Origin of the sequence: Aquabacterium sp., assembly GCF_041915145.1 — a bacterium.
Lineage (GTDB): Bacteria > Pseudomonadota > Gammaproteobacteria > Burkholderiales > Burkholderiaceae_C > Aquabacterium.
The window spans coordinates 1-6,120 of record NZ_JAYSBZ010000113.1 but is presented as its reverse complement, the minus strand read 5'-3'; the positions used below and the strand labels follow the sequence as shown (position 1 = coordinate 6,120).

Sequence of the window (6,120 nt, the reverse complement as noted above, 5' to 3'; positions counted from 1 at the left end):
GGCACGCCCAGGCGCTGCGCCCAGGCCAGCGCCACGCGGGTGCTGTGGAAGTCGGGGTGCAGGTCGTGCGCGACGGCGTCGATGGGGCCCCCCGACGCCTGTGCCTGCGCCACGAGTTGCTCGATCGACGCCTCCAGCGCCGCGCAGGCTGCCGGGTCGCTCAGGTCGCCGTGCTGGGCCGACCACTGCACGCGGTCGCCGTCGAGCAGGCAGGCCGCGTTCTTGAGCCATGCGCCGCAGGCCAGCACGCGCGCGCCGGCCGAGCGGGGCAGCATCTGCAAGCCTGCGGTCATGGCGCCACGTGCCCGAGCCAGTGCAGCCACGCATCGAGCCCGTCGCCGCGCGTGGCCGAGACCTGCAAGACCTCGATGGCAGGGTTGACGCGGCGGGCGCAGTCGATGGCGTGGGCCACGTCGAAGCTCACGTAGGGCAGCAGGTCGATCTTGTTGATGAGCAGCAGCTTGGCGGCGGCGAACATGTCGGGGTACTTGAGCGGCTTGTCGTCGCCCTCGGTCACCGAGAGGATGGCCACCTTGGCCGCTTCGCCCAGGTCCCACAAGGCGGGGCAGACGAGGTTGCCGACGTTTTCAATCAGGAGTAGGCCTTCTTGGTGGCCCTGCGCATGCTCGTGACCATCGTGATGCTGATGCAGCGGCAAGCGCGCAAAGGCGTCGGCCACCATGCGGGCGTCGAGGTGGCAACCCTTGCCGGTGTTGACCTGGATGGCCGGCACCCCGGTGGCGCGGATGCGGTCGGCATCAAACGTGGTCTGCTGATCGCCCTCGATCACGGCCACCGGCACCTCGGGGCGCTGCTCGCGCCAGCGTTGCAGCGTGGCGCACAGCAGGGTGGTCTTGCCCGCCCCGGGGCTGGACACGAGGTTGAGCGCCGCGATGCCGTGCGCCTTGAAGTGCGCGCGGTTGTGGTCGGCCACGTGCTGGTTGGCGCCCAGCACATCGGCTTCGAGCTGGATGCTGCGCTCGGTGCTCAGACCATGCACGGTCACGCCCGCCGCGTTGTGCCCGTAATGCAGGTCGCCCGCCGGGGCCGGCGCTTGCGCGTCATTGCATCCACACACCACACACATGGCTCACTCCTGATCAGACTCGTCCGCTCGGTGGCGACGTTTCATCTGACACGCTAGCAGAGCTTGATGACGCGGGTGTTGACGTGGGCGAAGCATCGGGGGCCGCGGGGCCCGGCGCGTCCGCCACGATCAGCTCGGCCACGCGCAGCTCGGTGCCGCCCGTCACGCGCAGCCCGAAGCCGCCGCATTGCGGGCAGGGGTCGATGCGGCTGTCGATGGTCACGGTTTGCGCGCAGGCCGGGCACCAGGCTTGGCCGGGGGGCTCGTCGATCTCGATGCGGGCGCCGTGCAGACAGGTGCGCGGCGCCACGGCCTCCAGCGCAAAGCGCAGCGCCTGCACCTCGACGCCCGACAGCGCGCCGGCCTGCAGGCGCAGCACGCGCACGGCGCTGAAGCCCTCGCGTTGCGCCGCCGCCTGCACCAGCTCGACGATGTGTTCGGCCAGACTCAGCTCGTGCATGGCTCCGCCAACGTCACCACTTCGAGCGGTGGTCTTCGGTCACGCCCAGCAGGCCCTGCACCGGCCGCTTGGCGTCGCCCCGCGCGGCGCGCACCCAGCCGTCGAAAGTGCCCACGGGCTGGATGTAGTAGCTGGCGACGAGGCCGAGGTTGAGATCGGCCTGCCGCGCGCCCTCGGGGGTGAAGCGCAGGTCGAGCCGCTCGTCGTCGGTGTGCACGCGCCAGGGCCGCAAGGGCTGGGCGGGGTCGAACTCGAAGCGCGCCGCGCCCAGCGCGAAGAGGTGCCCGTCGAGCCACAGCACGTTCTCGTAGTCGCCAAAGTAGCCTTGCTGCAGGTTGAAGCCCACCTCGGGGCTGTGCGCGCTGGCCCAGCGCCACGCCGTGCGGCGCGCCAGCAGGCCGTTGGAGCTGTCGAGGCTGCTCACCGCGCCGTCGAGCGAGAAGCGCCGGCCCCGGGCTTCGGCCCAGCCGGAGGTGGTCAGGGCGGACGACTTTTGCGTGGCGTGCGCGGCGCCGCCGTCGATGGGCCCCACGGCCAGCAACAGCGGCGCGGCTGGTTGCAGCGACAGCACGGCCTCGACGCGCAAGCCGGGCACGTCCACGCTCAGGGTCAGCCGGTCGCCCGCCTCGTGCTGCACCGACAGCGCGGCGCGGCGGCCACCAAACCAGGCGCGGCCGCCGTCCACCGGCGCGTCGCTCACCCCGCCCGAGCGCCCGGGCAGGCCTTCTCGCGACCAGTCGGTCAGCAGGCGTCGCTCGCGGCGGTCGAACAGGTAGGCGAAGCTCGAACAGCACCAGCCCACATCGACGATGGCCACGCCGATGAACAAGTCGCCCGAGCCGATGCCCACGTACTGCCAGCGCTTGTGATGCAGGCGACGCCACAGTGCCGAGTGCTGCCGGGCGGCTTGCAGCTCGGCCCAGTCGATGCGGGCGACGCGGCCGCGATAGCGCCCGCTGAGCGCTTCGCCGGCGGTGACCACGCGAGAGGGGGCGGCGGGCAGGGTCATGCGAATCGCTCGCTCAGCCGCGCGCCAGCGGGTTGGGCGTGGGCTCGGCCACCTTGCTCAGCAGGTTGCGGTCGGTGTGGTGGAAGAGCTCGCTTTGCCCGCGAATCTTGAGCACGGTGTCTTCGTCGTAGCCCCAGGTGCCGTCGTCGTTGATCGTGACCGTGATGCGAAATTCGACCGTGCGAAACGCCTCTTGCAAGAACGGCGCCGAGCGGATGCCGAAGCAGGGGTCGTCTTCGCGGGCGACCAGCTCGAAGCGCTTGGCGTCGGGCGCCGCCTGGCCCACGGCCTGCACGACCACGCCGCGCGGAATGGTCAGCGTGTGGATGATCGTGCCGGTGGCGGGCTCCCACAGCCAGTAGCCGACCTGGTCGTGATAGGTCTTGACCTGGTCCGGCTTGGTGACGTGGGTGTGATAGCGCAGCCCGTAGAGCAGTTGCGGGCCGTTGGTCTGCGGGTCGATGGGTTGCAGCTCGATGCGCTCGACGTAGGCCTGCTTCTTCGGCCCCTCGGCCTTGGGCTTCACATCGAGCCCGCGCGTGCCTTGCCACACGCCGGCCAGGGCGCGCAGCGGGCCGAGGTTGGCCAGCGTGTTGACGTCGATGTCGCGCGGTTCGGTGTAGATGTCGGCGGGGATCGGGCGGGGGTCACTCATGGCGGGCCTTTGAATGCGGTGGGCGGGGTGTCGGTGGATCGGCGGCTCAGCGGTGGCTGCAGATGGCCGGCACGGCCAGGGCGATCGGTTCGGGCGACACGGTCGTGGGTTGCTGAAACGGGTTGCCCTGAACCAGCACGATAGCGGCTGTGGGGGCCGCCGCCAAGGCAAACAGCACCACCGCGATCAGGGCCGCCCGGGGTTGCGCCGCGTGCACCACCATCACCGACAGCAGCGTCACGAAACCCAGAAACGCCATGCCCAGCCACTTGAGCGGGTTGACGTGGGTCTGGCTCAGGCCGATGCGCTGATCGCGCTGGGCGCGGATCTCGCCGGCCTTCTCGAGCGCCAGACCTTGCACGCCCTCGCCCAGCGCCTGCGCCACCGCGCGGCTGGCCAGCAGGCCGAGCAGGGCGTCGGCCTGCGCCGACACGATCGCCTGCGGCCGCCGCTGCGCCAGGGCCGGCCACTCGGCGGCGCTGGCCCGGGCGTAGTCGAGCAGGGCCTGGTGGACGCGGCCGCGCAGCGGCTCGGGCAGCTCGCGGGTCAGCACGTCGAGGCTGCGCAGCGCGTCGGCCTCGATGTAGACCGCCTTGGTGGCGCGGTCGTGGGCGCTCCAGGTGTCGTTGGCCAGAAAGGCCAGCGTCAGGCCGAACAGCACCCCGATCACGTTGATGAATGGCGGCGCCACCCCCTGCAGCGAGGCCACCCAGCCGGCCCAGCGGGGGCGCCCCAGCACCCGGCGCACCCCGGCCACGGCGGCCAGCGTGCCCAGCACCACCATCAAGGCGTAGCCATATTGGTCATAGGTGTGCCAGCTCAACCCGGGCATGAATCGCGACCTCGTTCAAATCGTTTCAGACAGCGTTCAAGAATACCGCCCCGGCCCCGGGCGGGCGGGCCGGGCTGGCGACCGGATCGGACAATGTGGCCTAATCGCGGTTTCGTCAAAATTTTTCTGGAGCCACTCATGGGCAACAAAATCGTTACCGAAGCCGACCGCCGTGCCACCCCCCGCCCCGCCGTGCCCAATGGCGTGACCGTCACCACCGTGCGCGGCCAAAAGCGCAGCCTGGAACGCGGCGTGGCCACGCGCAGCAAGAAGAACCCCGGCAAGCGCTGCAAGAAGGGCGGCTGAGCCCCCCCCCGGCTGGGCCTTGCGCCCAGCTTTCGTGGTCGCTTCCGGCCATGAATGATCCGGCCCCGGCGTTCTGCCGGGCCGTGCACTCCCCCAGATCGAACCTGCCAGAACCGGCGCGCCTTATTTTGTCGAGGTGCCGGTATCGGCTGCGCCTGGCTGCGCGGCGGCTTCGCGCAGCTTGTCTTTCTTGCTCTTGCGCCGGCCCTTGATGCCGCCCACGCCCTGGCCCAGGTCGGGCGGCACGGTCTCGGTTGGCGCGAAGCCTTCGATCTGCTCGCGCGCCACGCGCTGGCCTTGGCGCTTCTCGATGAGCCTGAAATGCGCCTCGGTGGCCGCGCTCACGAAGCTGATCGCCACGCCGCTGTGGCCGGCTCGACCGGTGCGGCCGATGCGGTGGGTGTAGTCGGCCGGCGCGCGCGGCAGGTCGTAGTTGACGACCACCGGCAGCCGGTCGATGTGGATGCCGCGCGCGGCCACGTCGGTGGCCACCAGCACGCGCAGCGCGCCGGACTTGAAATCGTCTAGCGTGTCGGTGCGCGCGCCCTGGCTGAAGGCCCCGTGAAACGGCGCCGCCGCCACGCCCTCGCCGCTCAACTTGTAGGCCACCAGCTCGGCCGCGTACTTGCTGGCCACGAAGACCAGCACGCGCGGCCACGCGTCGGCGTCATGCGTTTGCAGCAGGTGCTTGAGCAGTTGCGTGCGGCGGTTGGCATCGATCGTGATGGCGCGCTGGGTGATGTCGGGCGCCGTCTCGGGTGTGGCTGCCACCTCGACGCGCACCGGCTCGCGCAGCAGGCCGTCGGCCAGCGCCTGCACAGCGGGCGGGAAGGTCGCCGAGAAGAACAGGTTCTGCCGCCGCGCCGGCAGCAAGGCCAGCACGCGCTGCAGCTCGTCGGCAAAGCCCAGGTCGAGCAGGCGATCGGCCTCGTCGAGCACCAGGGTGCGGACGACACCGAGCTGCACCGCGTCGCTGTCCACCAGATCGAGCAGGCGGCCGGGCGTGGCGACGATCACATCGGCGCCGCCGCGCAGCGCCATCATCTGCGGGTTGATCGACACGCCGCCGAACACCACGGCGATCTTCAACCGCTGGGGCAGGATCACCGCGCTGGCCAAGTCGCGCAGCACCGCACCCACCTGCGCCGCCAGCTCGCGCGTGGGCACCAGCACCAGGGCTTGCACGCGCAAGGGGGCGTCGCGCCGGCTGGCCTGCACGGCTTGCAAGATGGGCAGTGCGAAGGCGATCGTCTTGCCCGAACCGGTGGGCGCATGGCCCAGCACGTCGGCCCCGCGCAAGATGGCCGGCAGAGCCGCGGCCTGGACGGGCGTGGGCTCGCGGTAGCCGCGTTGCTCGACGGCGCGCAGCAGGGCGGGCGCGAGGCCGAACGAGTCGAAGGCGGCGGCGGATGATTCGGTGTGGGGCATGCAGGCGGGCCATCAGGCGGATCGGTGATTGTCCACCCAGGCCGCCGGGCACAATGAGCCACCCCGCCTGCCTTGCTCCGCTCCACCTTGTCGTCTGCCTTGTCATCCGTCCGCGTGCTCGCCGTCATCCCGCCGATGACGCAGCTCAACACGCCATATCCGTCCACCGCCTACCTCACGGGCTTCTTGCGCTCGCGCGGCGTGCCGGCGGTGCAGGAAGACCTGGCCCTGGCGCTGGTGCTGCGGCTGCTGTCGCGCAGCGGCTTGCAGGCCGTTTACGACGCGGCCGTGCAGCAGCCCGAGGCCACGCGCTCGCGGCAGGTGTGGCACTTCGTCGATCAAT

Annotated in this window: 7 protein-coding genes and 2 pseudogenes; 2 read left to right on the top strand and 7 right to left on the bottom strand. The window is 70.9% G+C overall.

The features are described from left to right. The 6 genes and pseudogenes from ACE3SS_RS14415 to ACE3SS_RS14390 form a co-directional block, all read right to left on the bottom strand. A pseudogene (locus tag ACE3SS_RS14415) lies at positions 1-293 on the bottom strand (carbamoyltransferase HypF); the annotation flags it as partial. Continuing rightward, entirely contained in the window at positions 290-1,087 is a 798-nt protein-coding gene (gene hypB, locus ACE3SS_RS14410; protein ID WP_374595123.1) for a hydrogenase nickel incorporation protein HypB, read from the bottom strand. The gene hypB and the pseudogene ACE3SS_RS14415, both read right to left, overlap by 4 nt. A gap of 13 nt (positions 1,088-1,100) precedes the next feature. Continuing rightward, the gene (hypA, locus tag ACE3SS_RS14405; RefSeq protein ID WP_374595121.1) at positions 1,101-1,547 is read right to left on the bottom strand and encodes a hydrogenase maturation nickel metallochaperone HypA; all 447 of its coding nucleotides are present in this window, start codon (positions 1,545-1,547) and stop codon (positions 1,101-1,103) included. A 13-nt stretch (positions 1,548-1,560) separates the two neighbouring features. Continuing rightward, the gene (locus tag ACE3SS_RS14400; RefSeq protein ID WP_374595119.1) at positions 1,561-2,556 is read right to left on the bottom strand and encodes a DUF2804 domain-containing protein; all 996 of its coding nucleotides are present in this window, start codon (positions 2,554-2,556) and stop codon (positions 1,561-1,563) included. Between the two features lie 13 nt (positions 2,557-2,569). Further along, entirely contained in the window at positions 2,570-3,211 is a 642-nt protein-coding gene (locus ACE3SS_RS14395; RefSeq protein ID WP_374595117.1) for an FABP family protein, read from the bottom strand. Between the two features lie 46 nt (positions 3,212-3,257). Next, a complete protein-coding gene (locus ACE3SS_RS14390; protein ID WP_374595115.1) occupies positions 3,258-4,043 on the bottom strand; it encodes a hypothetical protein in 786 nt (261 codons plus the stop codon). Positions 4,044-4,181: 138 nt separating this feature from the next. On the opposite strand from ACE3SS_RS14390, the gene ACE3SS_RS14385 reads away from it, so the two are divergent. Continuing rightward, positions 4,182-4,349, top strand: a complete 168-nt coding sequence (locus ACE3SS_RS14385; protein WP_374595113.1) for a hypothetical protein — start codon at positions 4,182-4,184, stop codon at positions 4,347-4,349. Between the two features lie 123 nt (positions 4,350-4,472). Here the strand turns inward: ACE3SS_RS14385 and ACE3SS_RS14380 are convergent, their stop codons facing one another. Further along, positions 4,473-5,777 carry a DEAD/DEAH box helicase gene (locus ACE3SS_RS14380; RefSeq protein WP_374595111.1) on the bottom strand — a complete coding sequence of 435 codons (1,305 nt, stop codon included), beginning with the start codon at positions 5,775-5,777 and terminating at the stop codon, positions 4,473-4,475. A gap of 135 nt (positions 5,778-5,912) precedes the next feature. Here ACE3SS_RS14380 and ACE3SS_RS14375 point away from each other — a divergent pair. Then, positions 5,913-6,120 (top strand): annotated as a pseudogene (locus tag ACE3SS_RS14375) (radical SAM protein); the annotation flags it as partial.